This window comes from Halorubrum ejinorense, assembly GCF_055389685.1.
Map to the genome: position 1 here is coordinate 1,689,134 of NZ_AP043777.1, position 26,702 is coordinate 1,715,835.

Annotated in this window: 25 protein-coding genes; 14 read left to right on the top strand and 11 right to left on the bottom strand. The window is 69.7% G+C overall.

The features are described 5' to 3' along the window. Positions 1-19: 19 nt before the first annotated feature. The 6 genes from ACZ5KW_RS09680 (at position 20) to ACZ5KW_RS09705 (ending at position 5,026) form a co-directional block, all read left to right on the top strand. On the top strand, positions 20-1,336 hold the full coding sequence (locus tag ACZ5KW_RS09680) for an ornithine cyclodeaminase family domain (RefSeq protein ID WP_343777427.1): 1,317 nt from the start codon (positions 20-22) through the stop codon (positions 1,334-1,336). Beyond that, on the top strand, positions 1,333-1,872 hold the full coding sequence (locus ACZ5KW_RS09685; protein ID WP_343777425.1) for a GNAT family N-acetyltransferase: 540 nt from the start codon (positions 1,333-1,335) through the stop codon (positions 1,870-1,872). The genes ACZ5KW_RS09680 and ACZ5KW_RS09685 overlap by 4 nt, the downstream gene beginning before the upstream one ends. A gap of 94 nt (positions 1,873-1,966) precedes the next feature. Further along, on the top strand, positions 1,967-2,947 hold the full coding sequence (locus ACZ5KW_RS09690; protein ID WP_343777423.1) for a Gfo/Idh/MocA family protein: 981 nt from the start codon (positions 1,967-1,969) through the stop codon (positions 2,945-2,947). A gap of 133 nt (positions 2,948-3,080) precedes the next feature. After that, on the top strand, positions 3,081-3,506 hold the full coding sequence (locus tag ACZ5KW_RS09695; RefSeq protein ID WP_343777420.1) for a universal stress protein: 426 nt from the start codon (positions 3,081-3,083) through the stop codon (positions 3,504-3,506). Between the two features lie 139 nt (positions 3,507-3,645). Then, positions 3,646-4,518, top strand: a complete 873-nt coding sequence (locus tag ACZ5KW_RS09700; RefSeq protein WP_343777418.1) for a sulfurtransferase — start codon at positions 3,646-3,648, stop codon at positions 4,516-4,518. Positions 4,519-4,594: 76 nt separating this feature from the next. After that, complete coding sequence (locus ACZ5KW_RS09705; RefSeq protein WP_343777416.1) at positions 4,595-5,026, top strand: universal stress protein; 432 nt, start codon at positions 4,595-4,597, stop codon at positions 5,024-5,026. Positions 5,027-5,035: 9 nt separating this feature from the next. On the opposite strand, the gene ACZ5KW_RS09710 is transcribed toward ACZ5KW_RS09705, so the two are convergent. Further along, positions 5,036-6,241 carry an inorganic phosphate transporter gene (locus ACZ5KW_RS09710; protein ID WP_343777617.1) on the bottom strand — a complete coding sequence of 402 codons (1,206 nt, stop codon included), beginning with the start codon at positions 6,239-6,241 and terminating at the stop codon, positions 5,036-5,038. 211 nt (positions 6,242-6,452) lie between these two features. Next, positions 6,453-8,372 (bottom strand): S9 family peptidase, encoded by a 1,920-nt coding sequence (locus tag ACZ5KW_RS09715; RefSeq protein ID WP_343777414.1) that lies wholly within the window; start codon positions 8,370-8,372, stop codon positions 6,453-6,455. A 123-nt stretch (positions 8,373-8,495) separates the two neighbouring features. Between ACZ5KW_RS09715 and ACZ5KW_RS09720 the strand changes: the two genes are divergently transcribed. The 4 genes from ACZ5KW_RS09720 (at position 8,496) to ACZ5KW_RS09735 (ending at position 12,384) form a co-directional block, all read left to right on the top strand. Then, entirely contained in the window at positions 8,496-10,124 is a 1,629-nt protein-coding gene (locus ACZ5KW_RS09720; protein ID WP_343777616.1) for a deoxyribodipyrimidine photo-lyase/cryptochrome family protein, read from the top strand. Between the two features lie 121 nt (positions 10,125-10,245). After that, on the top strand, positions 10,246-10,479 hold the full coding sequence (locus ACZ5KW_RS09725) for a YgaP family membrane protein (RefSeq protein ID WP_343777410.1): 234 nt from the start codon (positions 10,246-10,248) through the stop codon (positions 10,477-10,479). A gap of 174 nt (positions 10,480-10,653) precedes the next feature. After that, entirely contained in the window at positions 10,654-11,886 is a 1,233-nt protein-coding gene (locus tag ACZ5KW_RS09730) for an FAD-dependent oxidoreductase (protein WP_343777408.1), read from the top strand. Between the two features lie 90 nt (positions 11,887-11,976). Next, positions 11,977-12,384 carry a MaoC family dehydratase gene (locus ACZ5KW_RS09735; RefSeq protein WP_343777406.1) on the top strand — a complete coding sequence of 136 codons (408 nt, stop codon included), beginning with the start codon at positions 11,977-11,979 and terminating at the stop codon, positions 12,382-12,384. A gap of 28 nt (positions 12,385-12,412) precedes the next feature. Here the strand turns inward: ACZ5KW_RS09735 and ACZ5KW_RS09740 are convergent, their stop codons facing one another. From ACZ5KW_RS09740 to ACZ5KW_RS09770, 7 genes are all read right to left on the bottom strand, one after another. Beyond that, the gene (locus ACZ5KW_RS09740; RefSeq protein WP_343777404.1) at positions 12,413-13,513 is read right to left on the bottom strand and encodes a 3-oxoacyl-[acyl-carrier-protein] synthase III C-terminal domain-containing protein; all 1,101 of its coding nucleotides are present in this window, start codon (positions 13,511-13,513) and stop codon (positions 12,413-12,415) included. A 188-nt stretch (positions 13,514-13,701) separates the two neighbouring features. After that, complete coding sequence (locus ACZ5KW_RS09745) at positions 13,702-15,069, bottom strand: branched-chain amino acid ABC transporter permease (RefSeq protein ID WP_343777402.1); 1,368 nt, start codon at positions 15,067-15,069, stop codon at positions 13,702-13,704. After that, complete coding sequence (locus ACZ5KW_RS09750; protein WP_343777400.1) at positions 15,059-16,111, bottom strand: branched-chain amino acid ABC transporter permease; 1,053 nt, start codon at positions 16,109-16,111, stop codon at positions 15,059-15,061. The genes ACZ5KW_RS09745 and ACZ5KW_RS09750 overlap by 11 nt, the downstream gene beginning before the upstream one ends. Then, positions 16,108-16,806: an ABC transporter ATP-binding protein gene (locus tag ACZ5KW_RS09755; protein ID WP_343777398.1), complete on the bottom strand. Its 699-nt coding sequence runs from the start codon at positions 16,804-16,806 to the stop codon at positions 16,108-16,110. Before ACZ5KW_RS09755 ends, ACZ5KW_RS09750 begins: the two co-directional genes overlap by 4 nt. Further along, entirely contained in the window at positions 16,803-17,705 is a 903-nt protein-coding gene (locus ACZ5KW_RS09760) for an ABC transporter ATP-binding protein (RefSeq protein WP_343777396.1), read from the bottom strand. The genes ACZ5KW_RS09755 and ACZ5KW_RS09760 overlap by 4 nt, the downstream gene beginning before the upstream one ends. Continuing rightward, a complete protein-coding gene (locus ACZ5KW_RS09765; RefSeq protein ID WP_343777395.1) occupies positions 17,705-19,141 on the bottom strand; it encodes an ABC transporter substrate-binding protein in 1,437 nt (478 codons plus the stop codon). The genes ACZ5KW_RS09760 and ACZ5KW_RS09765 overlap by 1 nt, the downstream gene beginning before the upstream one ends. Positions 19,142-19,277: 136 nt before the next feature. Beyond that, positions 19,278-19,979: a helix-turn-helix domain-containing protein gene (locus tag ACZ5KW_RS09770; RefSeq protein ID WP_343777394.1), complete on the bottom strand. Its 702-nt coding sequence runs from the start codon at positions 19,977-19,979 to the stop codon at positions 19,278-19,280. 92 nt (positions 19,980-20,071) lie between these two features. Here ACZ5KW_RS09770 and ACZ5KW_RS09775 point away from each other — a divergent pair, with 92 nt between their 5' ends. Beyond that, positions 20,072-20,710, top strand: coding sequence for an IS6 family transposase (locus tag ACZ5KW_RS09775; protein ID WP_371153062.1), 639 nt, complete (start codon positions 20,072-20,074; stop codon positions 20,708-20,710). A 102-nt stretch (positions 20,711-20,812) separates the two neighbouring features. Here the strand turns inward: ACZ5KW_RS09775 and ACZ5KW_RS09780 are convergent, their stop codons facing one another. Then, positions 20,813-22,417, bottom strand: a complete 1,605-nt coding sequence (locus ACZ5KW_RS09780; protein ID WP_343777628.1) for an AMP-binding protein — start codon at positions 22,415-22,417, stop codon at positions 20,813-20,815. A 1-nt stretch (position 22,418) separates the two neighbouring features. Beyond that, positions 22,419-23,225, bottom strand: a complete 807-nt coding sequence (locus ACZ5KW_RS09785) for an alpha/beta fold hydrolase (RefSeq protein ID WP_343777630.1) — start codon at positions 23,223-23,225, stop codon at positions 22,419-22,421. 145 nt (positions 23,226-23,370) lie between these two features. Here ACZ5KW_RS09785 and ACZ5KW_RS09790 point away from each other — a divergent pair, with 145 nt between their 5' ends. The 3 genes from ACZ5KW_RS09790 to ACZ5KW_RS09800 all read left to right on the top strand — a co-directional run bounded on the left by ACZ5KW_RS09790 (position 23,371) and on the right by ACZ5KW_RS09800 (position 26,677). Continuing rightward, complete coding sequence (locus tag ACZ5KW_RS09790; protein ID WP_343777632.1) at positions 23,371-24,732, top strand: phosphoribosylamine--glycine ligase; 1,362 nt, start codon at positions 23,371-23,373, stop codon at positions 24,730-24,732. Between the two features lie 81 nt (positions 24,733-24,813). Beyond that, on the top strand, positions 24,814-25,365 hold the full coding sequence (locus tag ACZ5KW_RS09795) for a helix-turn-helix domain-containing protein (RefSeq protein ID WP_343777634.1): 552 nt from the start codon (positions 24,814-24,816) through the stop codon (positions 25,363-25,365). A 112-nt stretch (positions 25,366-25,477) separates the two neighbouring features. Next, a complete protein-coding gene (locus ACZ5KW_RS09800; RefSeq protein WP_343777636.1) occupies positions 25,478-26,677 on the top strand; it encodes an HD domain-containing protein in 1,200 nt (399 codons plus the stop codon). Positions 26,678-26,702: the final 25 nt, after the last annotated feature.

A 26,702-nucleotide genomic window follows, 5' to 3' on the forward strand; every position in this document is an offset into this window, starting at 1 on the left:
GCGGGCGTGACCCCTCAGTATGACGCACTCGCGGACCGTCGAACTCGAGGGCCACATCATCGACAGCGGCGCGATGCAGCGCTGCTTCGGCGCGGTGATGGACCTCGGCGGCTCGTTCGACGTCGAGCAGTTCGACGTGGGGAAACACGAGACCGAGGAGTCGTACTGCCGGCTGACCGTCTCCGCGGACGACGCCGAGACCCTGCGGGCCATCCTCCACGAGCTCCACCAGAACGGCGCGGTGTTGGAGAGTCCGTCCGACGTGGAACTCGTCGCAGCGCCCGAAGACAAGGTCGTCCCGCCGAACTTCTACTCCACCACGAACCACCCGACCGAGGTGCTGTACGACGGCGAGTGGATCGACGTCGAGCGGATCGAGATGGACTGCGCGCTGGTGGTCGAACCCGAGCCGGCAGCGGACGCCGGCGAGGGGAGCCGAGCGGAGGCCTCGGCCGACGCGGGCTCCGCGGCCGCCCCCCGCGCCTACACGAAGACGCTCAACGCGGTCACGGAGGGAGACCTGATCGCGACCGACCAGTCCGGAATCCGCGTGAACCCCCCGGAGCGACCGCGAAGCGGCGGCGGCGCGTTCGGGTTCATGCAGGGCGGCGTCTCCGCCGAGCGACCGTCGGAGTCGACGATCCGGCAGGTCGCCGAGGAGTTGCGCGCGGTGAAAGAGGACGGCGGGAACGTGATGGTCGTCGCGGGGCCGGCCGTGATCCACTCCGGGGCGGGGGACGCGCTCGCCGACCTGGTCGCGGCGGGCTACGTCGACGCGCTCTCGGCGGGCAACGGCTTCGCCACGCACGACCTCGAACGCTCCATCTACGGCACGTCGCTCGGCATGAACGTGGAGACGCTCGAACACCCGCGGAAGGGACACAAACACCACATCTGGACCATCTCGGAGATCATCCGCGCGGGCGGGATCGAGGCCGCCGTCGAGGAGGGAATCGTCACTGAGGGCGTGATGTACCAGTGCGTCGAGCGCGACGTGGACACCGTCCTCGCGGGCTCGATCCGCGACGACGGCCCGCTCCCTGACACGATCACCGACGCGGTCGAGGCCCAGAACGCGATCCGCGAGCAGGCCCACGACGCCGACATCGTGATCATGCTCGCGACGCTGCTCCACTCGGTCGCGGTCGGGAACTGCCTCCCGTCGACGACGAAGACCGTCTGCGTCGACATCAACCCCGCCACCGTCACCCAGCTGCTCGACCGGGGCTCGGCGCAGGCGGTCGGGATGGTCACCGACATCGGGACGTTCGTCCCGACGCTCGCGGAGTTCGTCCTGGAGGGCGACGACGAGGGGCGCGGGGTGAGGGGCGAATGAGCGCCGAAGTCCGCCCGTACGACCCCGAGCGCGACGCCGACGCGTTGTCCGAGCTGAAGACGGCCTTCGAGCGCGGCCTCGGCGAGAACACCGGCGGCGACGGGAAGGCGGCCGCCTACGAGGGCAAACTGACCGACGACTACCGCGAGCGGTGGCTCGGGTGGGTCGACCGCTGCGTCGCCGACGACGAGCGCTGCGTGACCGTCGCCGTCGACGAGAGTCCCGAGGGGCCAGACAGCGGGAGGGACGACGGCGGCGCCGTCGTCGGGTACGTCTTCGTCCTCCCCGAGCGCCTGTCGATGATCTGGGACGCGGCGGTCCTGAACGAGCTGTACGTCGCTCCAGGCTACCGCGGTACCGGCGTCGCCGACGACCTGATGGACGCCGCCGTCGCGCTCGCGAGGGATCAGGACCTCCCGCTCGATCGGATCGTCCTCGACGTCGACCCCGCGAACGGGCGCGCCAAGGGGTTCTACGACCGCCACGGGTTCGAGTCGTGGGGCGAGATGGTGGCGCGGCCGCTCGGCGACGACTGAAGCGGCGTCCAGTCGGCGCCCGCGACCGCACCCGCGACGGCGACACCGCTCTGGCTTCCGAAGCTACAAGCGCGTCGAACCGCTCCCGACGCCCGTGATGGACATCGGTATCGTCGGCTGCGGCGTGATCGGGAACCGACTCGCCGCAGCGATCGACGACCACGCCCGGTTCGAACTGGCGGCGGCCTGCGACCTCGACGCGGACCGCGCCGAGGCGCTCGCGACCGAGCACGGCACCGAGCGGACGACCACGACGACGGACCACCAGACGCTCGTCGATCTCGACGGGCTCGACGCCGTCTACGTCGGCGTCCCGCCGCTCGCGCACCGCGAGGTTGTCGCGGACGCGCTCGCCGCCGACAGACACGTGATCTGCGAGAAGCCCATCGCGGCCGACGCTGAGACGGGGCGAGCGCTCGCCTCGCTCGAAGCGGAGACGGACCGCGTCACGGCGGTGAACCTGCCGTTCCGCTACACGCCCGGCTTCGTCCGCCTGCGGGAACTGGTCGAGTCGGGCGCGATCGGCGACCCGCGTCGGGTCGAACTCCGGTTCCGCTTCCCGCAGTGGCCCCGCGAGTGGCAGGACGTGGCGTGGCTGGAGTCGCGCGAGCAGGGCGGGCCGCTCCGCGAGGTGGGGACGCACTTCCTGTTCGGCGTGCAGGAGCTGTTCGGTCCCGTCGAGACCGTCTCCGCCGACGTGGGGTACTCGGGGCCCGACGCCTACGAGGACGACGTGGTGGGGAGCTTCCGGGCCGGGGGCGTCCGCGGGTCGATCGACCTGCTCTGCGACCACGAGGGCGACGAGGAGAACGTCGTCACGGTCGTCGGCGACGGGGGCTCGCTGTCGCTCACGGAGTGGTACCGCTTGACCCGCGACCGCGGCCGCGAGAGCGAGGCGACGCTCGTCGACGAGCGCGGCGACACCGTGAGTGCGCTCCTGACCGAGTTCGCGGAGGCCGTCGAGGGCGACGGGGGCGACCTCGTCTCGTTCGCGGAGGCGACGCGCGTCCAGGAGGTCCTCGACGCGGTCCATGCGTCGGAATGCGACGCCGTCCGTCCGGGAGACGGCGGGTAGCGGCGAGGCGTAGACGGGGACGCAACGGCGACGAGAGCGAGGCCGAGACCCCGTATCGGCCGACCGCCGTCGCGGAGTCGCGAACCGGGAACGCCCGACAGGAATTATGTGTCCATCGGACCGATCTCCGCGCATGAGCTACCTCGTTGCGACCGACGGATCGACGGAGAGCGACGACGCCGTCCGGTACGCGGCGCGACAGGCGGTCGCGTTCTACGAGACGCTCGAGATCGCCCACGTGTTGACGCCGGACTCGGAGCTGGTCGACGGCACCATCGTCCTCCCGGGCGAGGACGCCGCGGTCGAGGCCGGCGAGGCCGTCTTAGAGAGCGCCCGCAGCATCGCCGAGGAGGCGGTCGGCGACGAGTCGGTCGACGTGGAGACGCAGCTCCTCACCGGCCGCCCGGCCGACGCGATCACCGAGTACGCGGCCGAATCGGCGGTCGACGCGATCTACGTCGGCCACCGCGGACTGAGCGAGGAGCGAGAGCAGGTGGTCGGCAGCGTCGCGAAGAGCGTCGTCGACAAGGCCGACGTGCCCGTGACGGTGATCCGGTAGCTGTCAGTCGAAGAAAACTACTGAGGGGCCGCGAGACGACCGATTTCCGTGTTTTTCCCCGCCGATCCGGCTGTCACAGGCGCCGGAAAGAACCGCCATTATCGGACGTTCAAAGCGGCGTTGGGCCCTATACGGAGTGATGCCAGGAGACGTACTCGTCACGGCGGATTGGGTCGAAGACCACCTGGACGACTTCCAGAGCGACGACTCGGACCTGCGGCTCGTCGAGATCAACAACCCGACCGTCACCGACGAGTCGGAGTACACGCCCTACGAAGAGGGTCACATCCCCGGCGCGCTCAACTTCGAGTGGGACGCGGTGTTCACCGACGAGACCGAGCGCGACATCGTCTCGAAGGAGGACTTCGCGGCCCGGAACGGTGAGGGCGGCATCGACGCCGACACGACGGTCGTCGTCTACGGCGGCGGTCGCGTCCCCAACTGGTTCGCGCTGTTCGGCTACTGGATCTACAAGTACTACGGTCACGGCGACGTCCGCGTGATCGACGGCGGGAAGGGGTACTGGGTCGAGAACGACTACCCGCTCTCGACGGAGGAGCCCGACTTCACGCCCCGCGACTACGTCGCTCGCGGTCCCTTCGAGAGCGTCCGCGCCTACAAGGACGACATCGACAAGGCGATCGAGGAGGGGATCCCGATGGTCGACGTCCGCTCCCCCGAGGAGTTCTCCGGCGAGGTCATCGCCCCCGAAGGCCTCAACGAGACGGCCCAGCGCGGCGGCCACATTCCCGGCGCGAGCAACGTGCCGATCGGCACCACGCTGAACGAGGACGGCACGTTCAAGAGCGCGGACGAGCTCCGCGAGCTGTACAGCGACGCCGGCGTCGACGGCGACGAGTCGACGATCACCTACTGCCGCGTCGGCGAGCGCTCGTCGATCGAGTGGTTCCTCCTGCATGAACTGCTCGGCTACGACGACGTCCGTAACTACGACGGCTCGTGGACCGAGTGGGGGAACCTCGTCGGCGCGCCGATCGAGACGGGAGAGTAAGCGGCCCCCCGGTCGCCCTTCCCCGCACCGCGCGACCGATCACCGGCGATATGTATCTGGGGAGGCAAGGCGTCGTATGGCGGCGTCTCACGTCCTCGTTCCCCTCGACGGATCGCCACTGGCCGCCGACGCGCTCGACGACGCGCTCGAACTCTTCGACTGTCGAGTGACCGTCCTGAACGTAGTGACGCCGCTCGACGCGCCGATGAGCGAGGGCGGGATCCTCGCCGCCGACGAGAGCCGTCGCGAGAGCGCGCGCGAGCGGGCCGACCGCATCGTCGACCGAGCGACCGATCGAGCCGCGGAGAGCGATCGCCGCGTCGAGACGGCGGTGCGGACGGGCGACCCGGCGGAGACGATCGTAGAGTACGTCGACGCCCACGATGTCGACCGCGTCGTCATGGGCGGACACGGCGGTGAGCGCGGCCGCGTCGCGAGACGGCTGCTCGGCACCGTGGCGACGAACGTGGTCGGCGAGGCGCCCGTGACCGTGACGGTCGTGCGCTGAGGCCCCTCTTCACCCGCCGAGCACCGCGGCGAAGGCCGCGTAGAGCCCGTACCCGATCGCGATCGAGGCCACGAGCGTGATCCCCCAAAAGAGGATCGTGACACCGATCTTGCGCCGAGAGACGCCCGCGGAGCCGCCGGCGAGCCCGCCCCCGATGACCCCGGAGATGATGATGTTGTTAAACGAGATGGGGATCCCGAGTCCGATGGCCAGCTGCGCGATGATGAACCCGGGGACCAGCGCGGCGATCGACCGCCGGGCGCCGAGCTGCGCGTACTCGCGCGAGGTCGCCTGGAGCAGCTTCGGTGCGCCCATCCACGCCCCCGCGAGGATGCCGGCGGCGCCGAGCGAGAGCAGCACGATGCCGGGCAGCCCGAGCTCGACGCCGTATAGGTTCTCGAGCGGGCCGGTCGCCAGCCCGACCTGGCTGCCGCCGCTGGAGAAGGCGACGACGCTCCCGAGGACGAGGAGGAACGTCCGGATACCGCCCTCGGCGGACGCCTGTGTCCGCCGCCGAACGGCGACGAACCACGCCGCGGCCGCGAGCAGCGTGACGAGCGCCGTCACGGGGTCGATCCCGACGACCGTCGGCGCGTCGACCCGTCGAGCGATGAACCCCGCGAGAGAGCTCTGGGTCGCGTCCGGCGGCGAGGGGATGACACCCAGCTGGACGTTGGCCACGATCCCCCCGACGACGGCCGCGAGCAGCGGGACGCCGACCGTCTCCGGGATGTCGTCGCGCCGGAGGAGGGTGGCGGTGACGTACGCGAGCCCGCCGGAGACGGGCGGCACGAGCGCCCAGAACAGCGCGATACGGCGGTAGGTGTCGATGGCGGGGTCGCCCCCGAGCGAGAGCCCGACGCCGACCATCGCGCCCGTCGTCGCGAACGCCGCCGGAACCGGGTAGCCGGTGGAGACGCCGAAGGCCATGAACCCGGTCGCGGTGAGCAGCCCCGCCGTCGCCGCCAGCGACGTTATCTGCACGCCGTCGATCAGGCCCGCGCCGACCGTCTCCGAGATCGCTCCGCCCTGCGTGAGCGCGCCGAGGGCGGCGAGGATCCCGATGAGGAAGGCGGCCCGCATCGTCGAGATGGCGTTGGCGCCGATCGCCGGGGCGAACGGCGGCGAGTTGCTGTTCGCCCCGAGCGCCCACGCCGTGGCGAGGCTGGTCAGCGTCGCCAGCGCGACGAGGGCCCAGAAGCCGACGCCGGCCACGCTCACGCGCCTCCCTCGACGAGCAGTCGAGCCATGTTACTCCCCCCGACGACGGCGCCGGGTAAATAAGCCCCGTCGGACGGGCGCCATCCGGGTCGCTCGGAGGCCCCCCTCGCGCGGTACGAGAAACAGCTCGACTCGACCGGCAGCATGCGGTCCCGGGGCCGAACCGCGCGGTCGGCCCCGACGGCAGCGAACCGTCCGCGCCCCGCTAGTCGTCCAGCGAGGCGACCGCGGTCCGCTCCGCGCCGATCCGGCGGTCGAGGAAGTCGTCGATGAGTTCGAGCGACCGGATCTTCTGGTCGATGTCGCCCGAGCCGTGGCCCTCCTCGCCGAGCTCCTCGTACTCGTAGTCGTCGCCCTCGACGGAGCCGGCGTCGTCGAGCGCGTCGCGGAGGATGCGCGCCTGCGAGACCGGCACGCGCGGGTCGTTCACGCCGTGGACGATCAGGAGCGGCGCGGCGACGTTCTCGACGTAGGTCACGGGACTGCGCTCGCGGTAGGTCGCCTCGTTGTCGTCCGGCTCGCCGAGGTTCTTCACCATGAGCTCCGTGCGGAAGTGCGGCATCGTGTTCTCGTACATGTCGAACAGGTCGCTGACGCCGACCCACGTGATCCCCGCGGCGTACAGGTCCGGGTACTGGACCATCTGCCAGTTGGCGGAGTAACCGCCGTAGGAACCGCCGTAGACGGCGACGCGGTCCTCGTCGAGCCAGTCGTACTCGCCGAGGACGTGTTCGACGCCGGTCGCCACGTCGCCCTGCTCGGCGCCGCCCCAGTCGTCGTACAGCTCCTCGACGAACTCGCGGCCGCGCCCCGTGGAGCCGCGGTAGTTCACCTGAAGCACGGAGTAGCCGCGCGAGAGCAGGAACTGGACGCGGTAGCTGAACCGCCGGCTGTCGTGGTGCCGCGGCCCGCCGTGCGGGTTGACGATCAGCGGCGACGGGCGTCGGCCGGAGTCGAACAGCAGCCCCTCGATTTCGAACTCCTCGTAGGGGTCGTGCTCGACCGCGCGCGCCGGGGTCTCGGGCACGCCGTCGGAGGCGAACGAGACCGTTTCGGGCTCGACGAAGTCGTCCGGGTCGAACGGGCCGTACTCCGCGTCGAACAGGGTCTCAGTGGCGTCCGCGTCGAGGTCGTACGCGACCAGTTCGGGCCGCCGGCTCGACGTGGTGCGGTACGCGAGCAGGCGGTCGTCGGCGAGCCGACCGTCCGTCACGTTGGCGACGCCGGCCGAGAAGTCGAGTTCGCGGCCGTCGCCCGTCTCGGCGTCGTAGACGACGGGAACGGTGACGGCCCCGCGGGTCCGGCTCGCGACGAACCGGTCGCCCCCTTCGAGGAAGTGGCTCGGGGACTCCTCGAACTCGTCGCCGCCGAACCAGGTCACGTCGACCGCGTTCCCGGCGTCGTCCGTCCCGGCACCGTCCCCGCTCAGGTCGACGATGCCGCTCCGACCGAGGTCGGTCGTGTTGTCGGCGACGAGGAGCCGCTCCCCGTCCGGACCCCAGTCGACCGGGACCGCCTCCGCGCCCACGTCGCCGATCCCGAGGTTCCGGGCGTTCGACCCGTCGACGTCGGCGACGTACACGTCGGTGTTCTCGTAGGCGTCCGTCTCGTTGGTCGCGTACGCGATCCGGTCGCCGTCGGGCGACAGCGCGCCGGCGGCCACCGCGCGCTCGTAGTCGGTGACCTTCGTCGTCTCGCCGCTCGGTAGGTCGTGGCGGTAGAGGTTCATCTGGCCGTCGCGGCTGGAGCCGAGCAGGAGGGTCTCACCGTCCTCGCCCACGTCGTTGAGCCGGATCTGCCCCTCCATCTCGACGACGGGAACGCTCTCGCCGTCGAGCGACATCGCCCAGACGTCGTGCTGTTCGTCGCCGCCCTCGTCGCGGTGATAGTAGAGTCGGTCGCCGCTCGGATCCCACTCGAAGCCGGCGCGGACCGACCGGGGAACGTCGCCGTCGCTGAGCTGCTCTAAGGACCCGTCCTCCGGGTCACAGAGGTGAAGCTCGTTGCGGCCGGTCACGTCGTAGTAGAGGGCGACGGTCTCTCCGTCCGGGGACACGCGGGGGCTCGCGATCGTCGGCAGCTTCGCGAGCTCGCGGAGCACGTCGGTCTCGTCTGAGTCTGACATCCGCATAAACGGCGTGTCGGAATCCTCTTCAACGTTTGCCGGTCGCGAGGTCGCCATCGCGTTCGTGCCGAGCCGGGGCGGGCCGACAGGCCCATGCGCCGGGAGGCCGAACGATCGGTCGAGATGGCTCCGGCCGACGACGCCTCGCTCTCGACGGCTCCCGACGCGGCCGCGGTCCGGTCGCTCGCCGTCCCGTCCGACGGCGCCGCGGAGACGGGCCCGGGGACCGTCGTCTGGCATCGGACGGACCTGCGGATCGCCGACAATCCGGCGCTCGCGGCGGCCGCGGCGGCGTCCGACCGCGTGCTGCCCGTTTTCGTCTTCGACCCGGGCTTCCACGACGAGCGCGGCGCGGCCTGTGACGCCCGGATCGAGTTCCTCCACGACTGCCTGCGCGACCTCGACCGACAGTACCGCGACGTCGGCGGCGCGGGACTGACGTACGCCCACGGCGATCCGCTCGACGTGCTGGGTCGGTTCGTCGACGCCGGGTGGGACGTGGTCGCGGGCGCGACCGCGACCGGCCGGTACGGACGGCGTCGCGACGACCGGGCTCGCGAGGAGCTCGGCGTCCGCTTCGTCGCGGGCGACGGACTCGTCCGGGACGCCGACCGCCCCCGAGACGGGTGGAGCGATCGCGTCGAGTCGTGGTTCGCGAGCGAGCCGTTCGATTGGGACCCCCGATCCGTCGCGGTCGAGCGCGTGGAGACCGGGGTCGACCCCGACCGCGTCGCTGGCGCGTACGGCGTCGACTCGACGAAGACGCGCGTCCCGACCGGTGGCCGCGGTCCGGCGCGCGAGAAGCTCGACGCGTTCACCGAGCGGATCGCCGGCTACCCGGGATCGATCTCCTCGCCCGTCGACGCCCGGGAGGGGACGAGCGGCCTTTCCCCCTATCTGCGGTTCGGCTGCCTCTCGGTCCGGGAGGTCCACCGGCACGTCGACGAGCGCGCGCCCGACGGCCGCGGGAAGTCGATGTTCGTCTCGCGGCTGTTCTGGAACCGCCACTACACCCAGAAGCTGCTCGACTGGCCGGGGTGGCTCGACGAGGCCGTCAATCCCGTCTACCGCGGGTTCAACCGCGACCGCCACGATCCCGAACTGGTCGCGGCGTGGAAGCGCGGCGAGACCGGATTCCCGATGGTCGACGCGAGCATGCGCTGTCTCCGGGAGACCGGGTGGCTCAACTTCAGGATGCGGGCGCTCTGCGCGAGCGTCTACTTCCACGTCCTCCAGCAGCCGTGGCGGATCGGCGCCGACCACTTCTTCGAACACCTGATCGACGGCGACGCCGCGATCAACTACACCCAGTGGCAGTCGCAGTGCGGGCTGGTCGGTCGTCCCGGTCTGCGATTGTACGATCCCCGCAAGCAGGTCCGCGATCAGGACCCGGACGGGGAGTTCGTCACGCGGTGGGTCCCCGAACTCGACCCGCTCCCGGCCGCCCATCTCGACGCGCCCGAGAAGACGCCGCTGGCGGTCCAACGCGAGACCGGCGTCCGGATCGGCGAGGCGTACCCGTACCCGGTCGTCGACTACGAAGCGGCCCGCAGCGAGTTCCGGGACCGGTACGGCGCCGTTCACGGCGCGGCCGCCGCTCGCCTCGCCGACGAGGAGATAGCCCGCCGAGCGTCGCTCTCGGGAGGGCTGGGGGCCGCTCGCACCATCGCTGCCGACCACGGCGACGCGCGAGACCCCGAGGAGGCCGACGCGGCCACGGCGACGCAGACGGACCTCGCCGACTTCGGGTGACTCGTTGACTTCGGGTGACTCGTTGACTTCGGGTGACTCGCCGGTTCGAAACCGTCGCGAGCGCGGTCGGACCGAGGAAATCGCAGAAAGGTTCATACGGTTGTGTGGCGTATTGTGACGTATGAACCAAAACGTCGGTTCGATGGACAAGCGCGCCAGAACGCTCGTCGGGGCCGTGGCCGGTGCCGCCTCGATAGCGACGCTCGCGGGCGCCGCGCCGCTCCCCGCCCTCGCCGCCCCCGTGTTGGGCGTCGTCGCGCTCCTCATGTTGGCGACCGCCGCGATGAACACCTGCCCCGTGTACTCGCTGCTCGGCGTCGACACCTGTCCCGCGGACGCCGGCCGCTCCGTCTGATCGCCGCCACCGAAACGAATTTCGGCGGTAGCCCGCTCCGAAATACCTTTCTCGGCCGCCTCGACGGCAGTCTCAAGTGATCGCAGTGCGTACCGTTCACATGGTTAGCATCGGTTCCGGCCGACGGCGACTCGCGACGAACGACGCCACCGACGCGACCGGGGTGACGCTCGCGTGAGCGACGACCCGACGGTCCTCGTGGTCGGCGGCGGAGCGACCGGGACGGGCGTCGCCAGAGACCTCGCGATCCGCGGGGTCGACGTGACGCTCGTCGACCGCGGCGGGCTCGGGAGCGGCACCTCCGGCCGCTCGCACGGCCTCCTCCACAGCGGGGCGCGGTACGCCGAGGCCGACCCGGAGGGCGCGAGCGAGTGTATCGAGGAGAGCCGCACGCTCAAGGAGATCGCCGGCGCCTGCGTCCGCGACACCGGCGGACTGTTCGTCCGGCTCGACGGCGACGACCCGGACTACTTCGCGGAGAAACTCGCGGCCTGCGAGGAGATCGGGATCGAGACGGAACGGCTGGACGGGGACGCCGTCCGCGAGCGCGTCCCGGGGCTCGCGGACGAGGTCGCGGAGGCGTTCTCGGTCCCCGACGGCGTCATCTACCCGTCGCGGCTGGTGGCCGCCAACGCCGCCGACGCGGAGCGACACGGTGCGACCGTCCACCCGAACGCGCCGGTCGAGGACGTGACCGTCACTGACGGCGCCGTCGACGCCGTGCGCGTCGGGGGCTCGGTGGACGCGACGCTGTCCCCGGAGGTCGTCGTCAACGCGACCGGCGCGTGGGCCGACGCCATCGCCGACATGGCGGGCGTCCCGGTCGGGATGGCGCCGAGCCGCGGCGTGATGGTCTCGGTCGAGTACGACGGGCTGGCGCCGGTGTTGAACCGGTGTCGCGACCCCGACGACGGCGACATCGTCGTCCCCCACGACGGCGAGGTCGTGTTGGGCACGACGAGCGTCCCCGTCTCCGACCCCGACGACTACGAGACCGCCGACTGGGAGGTCGAGCGGTCGGTCGAGGAGTGCGCCGCGATGCTCCCCGACGTCGCGGACGCGCCGACCGTCCGGACGTGGTGGGGCGTCCGCCCCCTCTACGCGCCCGACGAGTCCGGCTCGAACCGACGAGGCATCTCGCGCGGCTTCACGCTGCTCGACCACGAGCGCGACGACGCGGCCGGGCTCTACAGCGTCGTGGGCGGGAAGCTGACCACCTACCGGCAGATGGCCGAGACGACCGCCGACCGCGTCTGCGAGCGGTTGGGGGTCGACGCCGCCTGCGAGACCGCGAGCGAACCGCTCGCTCACGCCGACGACCCCGAGCGACTGGACGAGCTCGTCGCGGCCTACGGCGGCGCGAACCCCACGGACTCCGACGTCGTGGGTGCGCCGGCGGACGACTGATCGGACCGGATCGCCCGGATCTCGCGGAGCGGCGGCGCGGGTTCGAGGTTGAACCACGGGGTTGAGGGACCGACGGCGAGACCGATCGGTATGCCAGTCGCGACGGTCGGCGAGACGGCGACCAACGAGGTATCGGTGAGCGAGGAGACGATCGAGGCGTTCGCGGAGCTCTCGGGCGACGGGAACCCGATCCACCTCGACGACGACTACGCCGCCGAGACGATGTTCGGCGGTCGCGTCGCGCACGGAATGCTCTCGGCGGCGGTCGTCTCCGGCGCGCTCGCGGGGCTCTCCGGAGACATCGTCTACCTCGCGCAGGAGATTTCCTTCGAGAAGCCGGTGTTCCCCGGCGAGACGATCGAGGCGAGCGTCAGCGTCATCGACGACCTCGGCGGCGACCGGCTCGCGGTCGAGACGACCGCGACCGTCCCGGAGCGCGACGAACGCGTCCTCTCCGGCGAGGCGACGGTGCTGTCGGTGCCGCACGAGTCCTCGTAGCCGGTCGCGCCGCGCTCGGCCGCGGCCGCTATCCCCGCCAGCGGAGGACGGTCGCGGACCAGGTGTACCCGGTACCGGCCGCGAGGAGGCAGACGAGGTCGCCGGGTTCGAGGCGGTCGGTCTCGACGCCGCGCGACAGCGCCAGCGCTTGGTCGACGCTCTGGACGTGCCCGTACTCGTCGAGGTAGTAGCCGTCGCTCGCGGGGTCGAGGCCGAGTTCGTCGAGGACGCGCTCGTGGAACGACCGCTTCATGTGCGTGAGCGCGACGTAATCGAGGTCGCCGCGGTCGAACCCGGAGCGGTCGAGCGCCGCGTCGGCGACCGAGAGGTACGCCGGCAGCGAGACGGGACCGAGCCGCTTTTTCATCCCGTCGGGGTCCGGAACGTCGAGGGCGTGGAGGCCTTCCCGCACGGTCTCCTCGCTGGGCGGTCGCTTCGACCCGCCGGCGGGCATCACCACGTCGTCGGCGAACGACCCGTCGGTCTCGGCCGCGCTCGACTCGACGATAGCCCGCGCGCGACCGCCGAAGGGGTCGCCGTCGCCGGTCTCGCCGTCGTCGCCGCGGTCGTTGCTGTTGTCGCCGTCGGTGCCGTCCCGCTCGTCCTCCGACGCCGCCTCGACGACGAACGCGCTCGCGCCGCTGCCGAAGTTGAACATGAAGGAGCTGTCCTCGTTGCCGTAGTCGACGAGGTCCTCCTCGCGGCTGGCGGCGACGAGCAGCGCCGCGTCTATCGGCTCGGCTTCCAACTGCGCCCGCGCCTGCCGGAGCGCGATCGGTGCGCCCGCACACAGCGTGTAGCTCTCCGTGGCGTACGCGTTCGTCGCCCCGAGGCGGTCGGTGATCGCCGCCGCCGCCGACCACACGACGTGGTCTTTGTACTCCGAGCCGTGGTAACAGACGAGGTCGAGGTCGGTCGGGTCGACGTCCGCGTCCGCGAGCGCGGCCTCGGCCGCCTTCACCGACATGTCGGTCGCGTGGTCGCCGTCGGGCGGACAGACGTGCTTCTCGCGGACGCCCATCTTCTCGACGACCACCTCCTCCGGGATGCCGCTCTCGGCGGCTATCTCGGTCCCGGTGATCGTCTCGTCCGGGACGTACGTCCCGAGTCCGGTGATCCCGACGGTCATCGTCGCCCTCGGGGTCGCGGTCGGTTCCAGTCGTCTCGTCGCGTGATTTCGGTCATGTGGCGTGTGTTCAGATGTAGTGGGTCGTTCGGACCGCCTGCGTGCGTTCAGATCTTCCGCGTGCGTTCGGACCGCCCGCGTGCGTTCGGACCGCCCGCGTGCGTTCGGACCGCGAACCGCGGCCCTGCGAGCTACCGGAAGTAGCGTCGCAGGTGTTTCGGGAGCCGCTTCCCGACGGTACCGCCGAGCCGGTCGCGCAGCGTCCCGAGGATGCCGTTCGGGACGAACAGCACGAACAGCACGAAGATGATCCCGAGGTACAGCGGGGCGCGTCCGTCCACCGCGGTGTTGACGAACAGCTCCACGCTGACTCCGAAGAGGTCGGCTTCGAGGACGCTCGCCGGGAGCCCTTCGCGGAGCAGCGTCGCTATCCCGCCGCTCTCGGTGGAGAGCACGTCCTCTAACCCCTGATTGAACAGGGTCCCGAAGACCGGCCCCGCGAGGGTGCCGAACCCGCCGACGATCGTCGTGATCAGCGCGTCGGCCGTGACGAGGAAGTAGAACGTCCCGTCCGGGGCGACCGACCGCGAGAAGGCGGCGAAGATGCCGCCCGCGACGGCGCCGAAGAACCCGCTGATGGCGAACGCGGCCAGCTTGAACCGGTAGGTCGCGTAGCCGACGGCGCGGGCGCGCTCCTCGTTCTCGCGGATCGCGATCATCACGCGGCCGAACGGCGAGTGAATGATCCGCTGCATCGCGAAGTAGCAGACGACGACGACGATCCCGAGCGCGTAGTACGAGACCACCGTCGTCGACAGGTCGATTCCGAGTCCCAGCAGGTTCTCGACGCTCTCGCCCGTGAGCCGTCCGACCTCGAGGCTGAGCGCGTCGACGAAGGGGACGCCGATCGCGAGCGCGTCGCCGCTGACGGTCGCGCCCTCCGTCGGGTTCGTCGAGACGTACCCCCACGACCGGATCAGCTCGTAGATCACCTGCGAGAATCCGAGGGTGATCATCGCGAAGTAGACGCCCGTGAGCCGGAAGGACACCGACCCGATGACGAGCGCGAGCACCCCGGCCAACACGGCGCCGAGGAGCAGGGTGATCATGAACGGGGTCCCACCGGGGACGCCCGGCACCTGCCCGTTCGCGGCGAGCACGACGAAGTACGCGCCGGTGCCGAAGAAGGCGGCGTGACCGAAGGAGAGGTACCCCGTGTAGCCGCTGATGAAGTCGAAGCTCATCGCGAACAACCCCATGTACAACACGACGATCATGAACGTGATCGCCGGGAGGAACGCCTCGGCGAACGGCGCGGCCGGGGTCGCGAGCAGCGCCTCGTAAATCAGCGGGTACACCAGGAAGCCGAGTATGACGCCCGCGTGAACGACGTGGTCCCGGAGGTACTCGCGGAGGCCGGGCGCGTCGCGGTGGGATCCGGCGTCGGCGCTCGTTTGCGTGCCGGCGCTCGCCTCGGGGTCGGCGCTCGCCTCGGGGTCGGCGCTCGCCTCGGGGTCGGCGTTCTCCCCGGCGGCGGAGTCGGGGTCACTAATGGCCACCCACCTCTTCGACGCCGTAGAGCCCTTGCGGGCGGATGATGAGCATCACCACGAGCAGGAGGAAGATGGTCACCTCGGAGAGGCCGGGAAAGGTGACGATCCCGGTGGTGAACAGCCACGTCGTCACCGAGTCGGCGATCCCGACGATCCCCGCCGCGACGAGCGTCCCGGTGAAGCTCCCGAGCCCCCCGATGATGACGACCACGAACGCGTACAGCAGCACGTCGATGCTCAACAGGACGCTCGGCCCCCAGATCGGGTCCCACATCAGCAGGACGCCGCCGACCGCGGCGAGGCCGGTCCCGACGCCGAACACGACGGTGAAGGCCTGCCGCACGTCGATGCCGAGCGCCTGGACCATCTCGGTGTCCTCGCTGCCGGCGCGGATGTAGAGCCCGTACAGCGTCTTCGTCAGGAACGCCCAGACCGCGACCGCGACGACCGCGCCGATCGCGACCTCGAAGAGGTACAGTCGCCTGACGCCGATCCCGAGCAGCTCCGTCCGGCCGAGGAGCACGTCCGGCGTGGTGCCCATCGGCGCCTGCCACTGCGGGTTCGGCTGGATCCCGCGGAGCGTCAAGACGATCCGAGCGAACTCCTCGATGATGAGCGAGACGCCGAACGTCAGCAGTATCTGGTAGGTCGGCGTGCGGTCGTAGATCGGTCGGATCAGCCCGACCTCCATCGCGCTGCCGGCCGCGGTGGTGATCGCGAACACGAGCGCCATCGCGACGAAGAACACGAGGATGGTGGCGAGCGACCCGGTGTTCGCCCCGACGACGAGGACCAAGACGAGTCCGCCGAGGTACGCGCCGACCATCGCGATCGCTCCGTGCGCGAAGTTGAGCACGCCCATCAGTCCGAAGACGAGCGTCAGCCCGACGGCGATGGTGAAGTACACCGCCGCCTTCCCGATACCCTCGACCAGCACGCGGGCCGCCGTCTGGAGCCCGCCGACCGCGCCGCCGGTCGCGAGCGGGACGCTCGGGTCGACGAGCGGTGCGACCTGCGCGAGGACGGGGGCGAGCGATTCGAGGATCATGCGGTGAGGTACCTCCGGACGCGCTCGTCGTCGCTCGTGACGCCCTCGGTGTCCCCCTCCTCGACGACGACGCCGTGGTCGACGAGGTAGAACCGGTCGGCCAGATCCATCGCCAGTCGGAAGTTCTGCTCGACTAGGACCATCGTCGTCTCGGCGGAGGCCGCCCGCAGCGCCTCGACCACGTCCTCGACGATCTGCGGCGCGAGCCCCTCGCTCGGCTCGTCGACCAAGAGGAGGTCGTTGTCGCCGAGCATGCCGCGGGCGATGGCGAGCATCTGCTGTTGCCCGCCGCTCAGGTCGCCCGCGTCCTTGTCGCTGAAGCGTTCGAGCGCCGGGAACAGGTCGTAGGCCTCGGCGATCCGGGCGCCGGTATCGGTCGCCGAGTGCGCTGCGATGCGGAGGTTCTCCTCTACGGTGAGGTGTGAGAACACGCGCCGCTCCTCGGGCACCCAGCCCATCCCGCGGGCGGCGATCTCGTGTGGTTCCATCCCCGTCACGTCCTCGCCGTCGAACCGGACCGTCCCCTCGCGGGGCGGCGTCAGTCCGAGCGCGGTCCGGAGCGTCGTCGTCTTGCCCACTCCGTTCCGCCCGACCAGGGCGACGATCTCGCCCTCGTCGACCGACAGGGAGAGGCCTTGGAGGATATGGCTCTCGCCGTAGTAGGTGTGGACCCCGTCGAGTTCGAGCATCGTCACCGCTTTTCACCCCTACGTACGCGTCGTCCCCCGTCGGCGGCGGCGTCGCCGGTCTCGTCCGCGTCCGCGGCTCCCGACGCGCGCTCGTCGGCCGATCCCTCGCGGCCGTACCCGCCGAGGTACGCCTCCTGGACGGCCTCGTCGCCGCGAACGTCTTCGGGCGGTCCGTCGGCGATCAGCGCTCCGCGGTGAAGCACGGCGATCCGGTCGGAGATGTCCATCACCACCTCCATGTTGTGTTCGATGAGCATCACCGAGTGGTCCTCGGCCACGTCCTCGATCAGGGCGACGACCTCGTCGACCCCGTCGCTCGACACGCCGGCGGTCGGCTCGTCGAGGAGGAGGAGGTCCGGGTCCCCGGCGAGCGCGACGCCGATCTCGAGGCTGCGCTTCTCGCCGTGGCTCAGGTTCTGCGTGACGGTCTCTCCCGTCCCCGCCAAGCCGATACGTTCGAGGATCGCGGTCGCCTCCGCGTAGTGGTCGTCGAACTCGGTGACGTTGCGCCACAGCTTCCACGAGTCGTTGCCGCGGCCGGCCTGGGCGGCGATCCGAACGTTCTCCAGCACCGTCAGCGTCGGGAACAGGTTCGTGATCTGGTACGACCGGTGGATCCCCGCGAGCGCCGTCTCGTTCGGCGAGGCCGCGGTGATGTCGAGCGCCGAGCCGGTCCCGTCCGTCGCTCCGCCGTCCGGGCCCCCGCCGCCGCTCGGCGGATCGAACCGGATGCGTCCGTCGGAGGGCTCCAACACGCCCGTGAGCAGGTTGAAGAACGTCGTCTTCCCCGCGCCGTTCGGACCGATGATCGAGCAGAGCTCGCCGGCCTCAAGCGCGAAGTCGACGCCGTCGACGGCGGTGATGCCGCCGAAGCGCTTCGTGAGCCCCTCGGTCTCCAGCAGCATTACAGCGAGCAGCTGGCGTCCGCTTCGGGGACCATCACGTCCTCGGCGTCGAGCCGTTCGAGGGGCTCACCGGGCATGATCGGCGCGTCCCAGGTGTCGGCGTACTCGTCGCTCGTCGGCACCGGCCACGCGACCGTCATCTGCGAGGCCGCCTGGTTGTTGTGCTCTTGGAACGTGTACCCGTCCGCGCCCTTCGGCGTGTCCGTGACGGTCATCCCGCGCAGCGCGTCGGCGATGTCGCCTCCCTCCGTGGACCTCGACTCCGAGACGGCCTGCGAGAGCGCCGAGGCGGCGGTGAAGGTGCCGGAGCTGAACAGGTCCGGAACGATGCCGTACGCGTCGATGTGCATCTGCCGGAACTCCTCGTTGATCGGGTTCTCGTACTGGTTCCAGTGGTAGCGGCTGGTGAACGGTCCGAGACCGGCGTCCTTGATGTCCTGCTCGGTGAAGCCCTCGCCCAGCGCAGACTGGATGGTCCCGCCGATGAGCTTCGTCGTCAGCAGGGCGGCGAACCCGCCGAACACCTGGACGTCGTAGGAGATGGCCGAGGTGAGGAACTGGGGCAGCGTCGACGCCGTGAAGCCGCCGACGACGCCCGTCGCGCCGTCCGAGATCGCCTGTTCGAAGAGCCCGTCGAACTCCGAGTAGCCGACCTGGACGAACCGCGGTTCGAGGACGTCGACGCCCTGGCTCTCTAAGACCTCGGTGTAGTTGCTCGCGACGCTCTGCCCGAACGCGTTGTCGGACGCGAACACCGCGACCGTGTCGATGTCGAAGTTCTCGGCGACGTACGTGCCGCCCGCCCGCGCGTCCATCGCGGTGTGTTCGCTCGCGCGGAACGCCATCGGGTGACAGAACTCGTCGCTCACCGTGATGCCGGCGTCGGCCGCGGGGCCGATCAGGTAGGGCACGTCCGTCTCGTCGACGACGGTGTCGATGAGGCGGCGCGCGCTGTCGGAGGAAGTGCCTCCGAACAGGACGTCGATATCTTCTTCTAATACGAGGTCGGTCGCGACGCTCTGTGCCGTGTCTGGACTGAAGCCGGTGTCCTTGACGATGATCTCGTAGGTCGGGCCGCCGTCGGGTTCGACCGTGTACGTCCCCGGCGTGGCCCCCTGGATCGGGTCGAGGTCGTGTTTGTACGCCAGCCCTGAGTAGAACCCGCGAAGGCTGATCTGTCCGTAGTACTGGAGGTCGCCGGAGGTCGGTTGGAGCGCCCCGATCCGGACCGTCTCGCCGGAGAGGTCGCCGCCGTCGCCGCCGTCCGACCCATCGGAGCCGTCCGATCCGTCTCCGCCGTCCGATCCGTCTCCGCCGTCTTCTCCGTCTCCCCCGTCTCCGCCGCCGGAACAGCCGGCGAGCCCGGTGAGTCCGGCCGCGCCGACCGCGGCGCTGGTTCGTCGCAGGTACGATCGCCGTGTGTGGTCGTCTCGCATACATGAACTGAGAACGACCACCACAATGAAGGGCCGAGTTAAGATGTTAACAAGCCACGCGAAAGTTCCGGATCAGGCCGGCGTTCGCCGCTGAATCCTCACATTCCGGCTCGGCGACGGAAGATCGCTCGCCGCGTCACTCCAGCCGCTCCAGCGCGGCGACGACGCTCCGGAGCAGCTTCTTCTCGCCGCGGCGCATGTTCTTCGAGACGGCCGCGGTGGAGACGTCGAACTCGTCGGCCAGCGTCGACAGGGTCGCCTCCCGGGGGGACTCGAAGTAGCCGGCGTCGGCCGCCGTCTCGATGGTGTCGCGCTCCACGTCGGTCAGGTCGCGGCACGCGTCCAGCATCGTCGACGCCGCGTTCGCGTTCCGCATCGTGTCGAACAGCGCCTCCATCGAGAGCTGCGACCGGTCCTCGACGACGAACTCGTTGCCCTTCTCCAGTTCGTGGAGCGCGTCCTCCGTCGTCTCCTCGTCGTCGAACCCGACCTGCCAGCGCTCGGAGCCGTCGGCGATCCGGAACGGGCCGGTGATGTAGCCGCCGTGGTCGGTTATCGTCGACATGGCGTTCGTCTCCTCGATGACGGTGCGGATGACGGCGGTCCCGTCCTTCTTGGAGAACAGGCGGTACTCGGCCATGTTCTCGTGGTCGCGAAGGGCGGAGAGCCCCTCGCCGAGCTCGTACCGGTCCGGCGACTCCACGAGCAGCCGCGTCTCCAACTGCTCGGCGGCCGTGTCCAACTGCCAGTGCATGGCCGAGAAGGAGACGTCGTGGTCGGCGGAGGTGTCGATGAACGGGCAGTCGAACTGCTCCATATCCATCGTGACGTCGAGCATGCCCCCTCCTTATTCTGTGCGTATATAATGGTTGTTCCTGTGGAATACGTCGCGTTAAGTTAGAGGATGAGGCGCTCGACTTCAGAGTGTCTATGGCCGAAACCGAGCGCCTCAGCGAACGTATCGCGTGGATAGACTTGTCGTTTGTGGAGCGAGATCGAACGCCGCGATGGGCGATTGAAGTAGGGATCCGCTGTCACTTGGCCGGTATGTCACTGCGAGAGGTAAGTAAGCATCTTGAACTGTTTGGGATCAAGCGGAGTCACGTCGCGATCCATAACTGGGTTCATAAGGCCGAACTACAGCCGATCTCGACCGTCTCCGAGGATCAACTCGCGGTTGACGAAAAGATGATCCGCCTCCACGGCCAGCAGTTCTGGCTGTACGGCGCGGTTGATCCGCAGACGAACGCGATCCTTCACGTGAGTCTCTATCCGACCGCAAATAAACAGACGACGCGATGGTTTCTCACCGAGCTCCACCGGCGCTATCAGCTCGATAGCGTGGAATTTCTCGTCGATGACGCAGACTATCTCGGATCAGTTCTCGCTGAAGACGGCTATCGATTTCAAGTCATTCAACATGGAAATCGGAATGTCATCGAACGTGTCTTTTGGGAAATAGAACGCCGAACATCATCGTTTGCGAATAGTTTCAGCAATGTCGCGTTAGAGACAGCTCAAAACTGGCTCGAAGCCTTCGCCGTCTACCACAATTCACGCCAAACTTAACGCGACCGTGGAATAACGGCGTCTCGGGGGCATCCCCCCGGACCGCGGCGACCGATTCCCGCCTTCGTTCGTCAGGAGTCGGGCGGTTTCGCGGGCCCTCGCCTACTCGCCGAACCGCGTTTTCAGCGCCGTGCGGTCGATCTTCGAGGGCCCCGAGGTGGGCATCTCGTCGACGAACGCCAGCTGCTTCGGGACCGCGTAGCGGGCGACGCGCGAGGCGAGGTGCGACTCGACCTCGTCGAGCGTGAGCGACTCGTCGCCGACGAGGATCGCCTTCCCGACCGTCCCCCACCGCTCGCTCGGGACGCCGATCACGACCGCCTCCTCGATATCGGGGTGATCGGTGAGCGCGTCCTCGACGCGGGGCGGGTAGACGTTCTCGCCGCCGGAGACGAACATGTTCTTCTTGCGCCCCTCGATGTGGTAGTAGCCGTCCTCGTCGACGCGCGCGAGGTCGCCGGTCGACACCCAGTCGCCGAAGGTCGCCGCCGTCTCTTCGGGCTCGTTCCAGTAGCGGTCGGCCGCTGCCGGGCCCGCGAGTTCGAGTTCGCCGACCGCCCCGTCGGGAACGGGGCCGTCCGCGTCGACGACGCGCGCGTCGACCGCGAGCGCCGGGACGCCGACGCTGCCGGTCTTCTCCGGCGGGAAGTCGTCGGGCATCGCGAAGTTGTTCGGCCCGCACTCGGTGAGTCCGTACCCCTGTGATATCTCCACGCCGCGGTCGCGCCACGCCGCGATGACGCTCTCGCGGCAGGGGCCGCCGCCGCTCTTCACGAACCGGAGCGAGGAGAGGTCGGTGTCGTCCCAGTCGTCGTGGCGAGCCATCATCCGCAACACCGCGGGGACCGCGACGAGCGTCGTCGCGGACTCGCGCTCGATGTCGCGCAGGACCCGCTCCGGGTCGACCTCGGGACTCAACAGGATGCGACCGCCAATCTGGAAGACCGGCAGCGTGATGACGTTCCACCCGCCGGTGTGGAACATCGGGAACACCATCGGCGTCACGTCGTCCGCGCGGAGCCCCCACGCGGTGATCGTGTTGAACGCGTTCCACCGGATCGCGCCGTGGCTGATCACGGTCTCTTTCGGCGTCCCCGTCGAGCCCCCGGTGTGTAAGAGGAGGTGCGGGTCGGCTAGCGAGACGTCCGCGGTCTCGACGGGCGAACCGTCCGCGGGGAGGTCCTGGGTGTACGGCCGCCACGCGTCGTCGCCGTCCGTCGGGATCGCTCGGACCGCCGGCTCCACGTCGGCCCGCTCCAACGCGTCGACGACGTCGCCCTCGAACGGCGTCTCGACGAGGAGCAACTCGGGACCGGCGGTCCCCAACACGGCGGCGAGGTCGCGCTCCGCGAGTCGATGGGAGAGGGGCGCCAACACGGCACCGACCTTGCCCGTCGCGAAGAACAGGTCGACCAGTTCGACGCGGTTCCGCGAGACGACGGCGACCCGATCGCCGGCCTCCACTCCGGCGTCCCGGAGGAACCGCGCGGTCCGGTTGGCGCGTTCGTCCAACTCGGCGTAGGTGTACTCGGCGTTCGCCGCGGTGTCGGTGACGGCGACGCGATCCGGGGAGAGCTCGGCGCGCCGGGCGGACAGCGATCCCACCCACTCGTAGCCGCGGTCGCCGTGCGGGTGCGGTCGCCGGTCGGATTCGGCGTCGGAACCGTCGTCGCGGCCGTCGGCCCGCGGGTCGTTCTCGGTCGCCATCTCAGGCGACCTCGCCGAGGAACGTCCGGACGCGGTCGTTGACGCGCTCGCGCTCCTCGATGAAGAAGAGGTGCGGCCCGTCCTCGATCCGCTCGACCGTCGCATGCGGGAGGTGCTCGGCGAGCAGCGCGGCGTTCTCGACCGGGAGAACGCGGTCCGCCGTGCCGTGGAGGACGAGCGTCGGCACGCTTAGTTCGCCGAGCCGGTCGGTCGCGTCGAACGCCGCCACCGCGCCCGCCTGCGCCTCCCGGCCCGTCGGCGTCGCGTCGCCGGCCAGCCGCCAGTCGACGATGCGGTCGACGAGGTCCGGTTCGCGCTCGTAGAACCCCTCGGAGACGGCCGGCTCCATCAGGTACCGAATCCGCTCCCGCGGACCGACATCTTCCGGAGGGGAGAAGATGTGCTCTTGGACCTCCGGGGGCGTCTGCGCCGCGTCATCCCCGCCCGGAGAGGTACACAGTAGCGTCAGCGAGGCGACCCGGTCGTCGGCCAGCGCGAGCTCCTGCGCGATCATCCCGCCCATCGACGCGCCGCAGACGTGGACCGCGTCGATCCCGTGGTCGTCGAGGACCGCGCTCGCGTCCGCCGCCATCTCGGACGCGGTGTAGGGGCCGTCCGGCACGTCCGAGTCGCCGGTGCCGCGGTTGTCCGGCCTGAGAACCTCGTAGTCGTCGGCCAGCGCGTCGGTGAGCCACCGCCACATCCACCGGCCGTACCCGAGCCCTTCGAGCAGTAGTACCGTCGGCCCCGCCGGGTCCCCGTCGACGGCGTAATCGATCGTCACGCCGTCGCGTGTCACAGTTGGCATGAACAGAGAGACCACGCCGCCCTCCATCAACCCGGGTGTTAACTTTTCAACCGTGCCGGGGGTCGCGGGGGTATCGGACCGCCGGACGGGTCCGATCTCCCGGCCGGCACGCACACTCAAGTTCCTCCCTCGTGACGGCCAGGGCATGGACACCGCGAACTTCCTCTTCGTCTCCGCCGACGCCGCACTTATCACCGATCTGGCCTGGCAAGTTCACCGCGAAGGCCACGAGGTGAGATACTACATCGAGGCCGAGAGCGACCAGGAGATCGGCGACGGGTTCGTCCCCAAGACGGACGACTGGCGCGCAGAAGTGGATTGGGCGGACGTCATCATCTTCGACGATATCTGGGTCGGTTCCGACGTCGGCACGGGTGAACTCGCCGAGGAGCTCCGTGGGAAAGGGAAAGCCGTCGTCGGCGGGACGCCGAACACCGATCACCTCGAAGAGGACCGCGGCTACGCGATGGAGGTCCTCGAAGAACACGGCGTGAACACTGTCGAACACCATATCTTCGACAGTTTCGACGCAGGGATACAACACGTCCAGGAGAACCCCGCCCCGTATGTCATCAAACCGCTCGGCGAAGTCCAGAACGTCAAGCGCTTACTGTACGTTGGAAACGAGGACGACGGAAGCGACGTCGTAGACGTGTTGAGGGCGTACAAGAAAGCGTGGGGTCACCGGATGAAGGGCTTCCAGCTACAGCGCAAAGTAGCGGGCGTCGAAATCGCCATCTGCGGGTTCTTCAACGGGAACGAGTTCATTGACCGGGTCAACTTTAATTTTGAGCATAAGAAATTATTCCCGGGCAACATCGGCCCCTCGACCGGCGAGATGGGGACCTCGATGTTCTGGGCGGGCCAGAACAAACTGTTCAAAGAGACCTTCGGAAAGATCGAGGGCTGGCTCGCCGACGAGGGCTACGTCGGAAGCATCGACATCAACTGTATCGTCAACGAGAGCGGCATCTATCCCTTGGAGTTCACGCCGCGGTTCGGGTACCCGACCATCGCCCTCCAAGAGGAGTCGATCGAGTCGTCGACGGCGGAGTTCTTCTACGACCTCGCCCACGGGAACGACCCCGACCCGACGGTCCACGGCGGCTACCAGATCGCCGTCAGAGTCGTCCTCCCGCCGTTCCCGTTCGACGACGAGAAGACGTACGACGAGAACTCGCGGAACGCGGCGGTCGTCTTCCAGACGGAGAGCCGGGAGGGGAGCCACGCGAGCGGCGAGCGCGTGACGTCGTCGGGGGTCGCCCCTGACGGAATTCATCTGGAGGACACGAAGCAGGTCGACGGGCAGTGGCGCGTCGCGGGCGAGAGCGGGATGCCCATCGTCGTCACCGGGAAAGGCGAGACGATGGGGGCGGCGCGCGAGCAGGCGTACGGTCGCATCGACGACGTCGTGATGCCGAACATGTACTACCGCGACGACATCGGCGAGCGCTGGGTCGACGGCGACGGCGACCGCCTCCAGGCGTGGGGGTACCTCGGTCCCTGACGATCGGGACGGAGCGATCGCGTCTGCGACACCGAGCACGCCCTCCACGACTTTTTAACGGCCCGGACCACTACTCCGAGTATGCCGAAGTATTCGACGGGCGGCGGCGGCGGCGGCGACGACGGCGACGCGTGCGAGCTCTGCGGTCGCGAGACCGCGCAGCTCCAGAAGGCGACGGTCGCCGGCGCGAAGCTGCTCGTGTGTTCGAACTGCCGGCCCCACGACGACGCCGGGAACGCCCCGAGCGGGGGCGACGCTCGCGGCGGAAACACGGGCGGCAGCCCCGGTGGCGCCGGTTCCGGGTCGAGCCCGACCGAGAGCCGCAAGAAGGAGCTCGCACGCAAGCAGGCGGAGATGTACGACTCCGCGACCGGCGACTCGAAGCACTGGGAGGAGGAGGGAACGAACTACGAGGCCGACCGCCTCCCCTACCTCGTCTCCGGCTACGGCGACGTCGTCACCGAGGCGCGGCAGGACGCCGGGCTGACGGTCGAGGAGGTGGCGGCCGAGTTGGAGGTCGACGAGGACGACCTCCACGCGGTCGAGGACGGCCGGGCCGCGACCGCCAACGTTGGCGGGTCCGTCGTCCGCGCGCTCGAAGAGCGGTTCGGGGTCACCCTCGTCGACGAGTGACTTCGACCCGGCGCGCGCGGCCGGGGCGAGCGCGTGACCGTCGAACCGAGCGTCCGCTCGACGGGTCCGGCGAGTCGAAACGACCAATCCGTCGGGCGACGAGGGTCCGGCAATGAAGGCCATCAAGGACAGCGTCCACGGCCACGTCCGGCTGGGCGACCTCGCCGCCGAGCTCGTGGACACGCCCGCCTTCCAGCGGCTGCGACACATCAAACAGCTGTCCACGGTGCGGCTCGTCTACCCCTCCGCGAACCACACCAGGTTCGAACACAGCCTCGGCGTCTACCACCTCGCGCGCAGCGCGATAGACGGGCTCGGAGTCGACGACGACACCGCCGCGCACGTCCGCGCCGCGGCGATGCTCCACGACGTGGGACACGGCCCCTACGGCCACCAGACCGAGGGGATCATCCGGCGCGCCACCGGGCGCGACCACGACGACGTCGGGTGGCTGCTCACCGACGCCGACCGCGAGGTGTGCCAGGTGCTGGAGCGCAACGGGCTCGATCCCGAGCGCGTCGCGTCGCTGATCGACGGGAAGGGGGCGCTCGGCCCGCTCGTCTCCGGCGAACTCGACGTGGACCGCATGGACTACCTCGTGCGCGACGCCCACCACACCGGCGTCCCGTACGGCACCGTCGACACCGGTCGGCTCGTGAACGAGCTCCGGCTCGTCGACGAGGCGGGGAGCGGCGCGGCCGACCTCGTCCTGGAGGAGGGGAACGTCGCGACCGCCGAGAGCCTGCTCGTCGCCCGCTCGCTGATGAACGCGGTCGTCTACCGCCACCACGTCTCTCGGGTCGCGGGCGCCATGCTGGAGCGCGCCTGCGAGCGCTACCTCGACCGCACGGAGACGGACGCCGAGGCGTTCCGTCGGATGGCGGACCACGACCTCCTCGTCGAACTCCGCGAGCGGATCCCGGCGCTCGGCGAGCGCATCGAGCGGCGAGACCTCTACAAGCGCGCCGTCTGGGCCGGTATCGGCGACGTGCCGACCGGGACGGTCGACGCGGGGCGCGCGGAGGAGCGCGCGGCCGAACGCGAGATCGCCGACGCCGTCGGCGTCGACCGCGACGCGGTGATCGTCGACATCCCCTCGCGGCCGACGCTCAAGGAGTCGGGGTCGACCGTCGTCGTCGACGGCGTCCCGCAGCGGTTAGAGGACGCCTCCGAGCTCGTCACCGGCCTCCGAGCAGCGGAGCGCCGTCGCTGGACGCTCGGGGTCTACTGCCCGGAACCCCACGTCGACGCCGTCGCGAGCGCGGCGCGAGACGTCCTCGGACTCCGGGCCCTGGGCCGGCCGTCCGCCTGATCGCCGGGGTCGTCCGCGTCGCCCT